Consider the following 774-nt stretch of genomic DNA (forward strand, 5'->3'; position numbering starts at 1 on the left):
ACCCAACCTTGTATCTCTTCTTGATGAGTGTTTAGCTAGCACTTGTCACATCGGGAAGACAGTGAGCTCGTACCCAACCAGAGTGTGAAAATGCTGTGACGTAGATTGAGCCCTGACTTCCTAACCTCAATTAAACTGAATGGTATCCTAGCGCCCCAACTAAGGGTGACGCTGCATGTACAAGGGGAGTAGATAGAGATGAAAGCTTTTATTGGCATTGATGTGGGTAAAGAAAAGTTAGATATTTCCTGGCTACGCGATGTAGTCAAAAGTAAAAAGAAAACGAAGATTTTTAAAAATAACCCGCAGGGCTATCAAGAGTTAGTTGCCTGGTTGATAAAGAATACAAATTTAAAAGCACAAGACATTGTTATTACAACAGAGCCCACAGGTGTTTATAGCGAGCCGCTGATGTATTTCCTATACGAGCAAGGATTTATTTTATTACATGTAAATCCTGGTAAAGCAAAACAGTACGCAAGTTCATTAGGGCTTGTCCATAAGACAGACAAGTCAGACGCCACAATGCTTGCTCGTTATGGTCATGACCAACAGCACTCACTTTTAAGTTGGCAGCCTGAGCCTGTTGAAGCGAGAGAGTTAAAAGTAATGACGCGTAGACTTGAAGCACTTGAGCAAGACTTACGTCGCGAAGAAAATCGTTATGAAGCTGTTGGTTTCTCAGGTGCATCTACTCGAGTTACTCAGTCAATTGAAGATATGATAGCGGTACTAAAAACTGAGATAGGCAAGCTAAAAAATGACATTGATGAG

The 774-nt window shown here is 41.3% G+C and carries 1 protein-coding gene; it reads left to right on the forward strand.

Annotated elements, in window-relative coordinates; translation table 11 throughout:
• Positions 1-198 precede the first annotated feature (198 nt).
• The coding region (locus tag GQR55_RS19975) for a transposase (protein WP_166421963.1) at positions 199-774 on the forward strand (576 nt) is incomplete at its 3' end.

It is taken from the genome of Pseudoalteromonas sp. Z1A8, from assembly GCF_011378855.1.
In the GTDB taxonomy this organism is placed as follows: Bacteria; Pseudomonadota; Gammaproteobacteria; order Enterobacterales; family Alteromonadaceae; genus Pseudoalteromonas.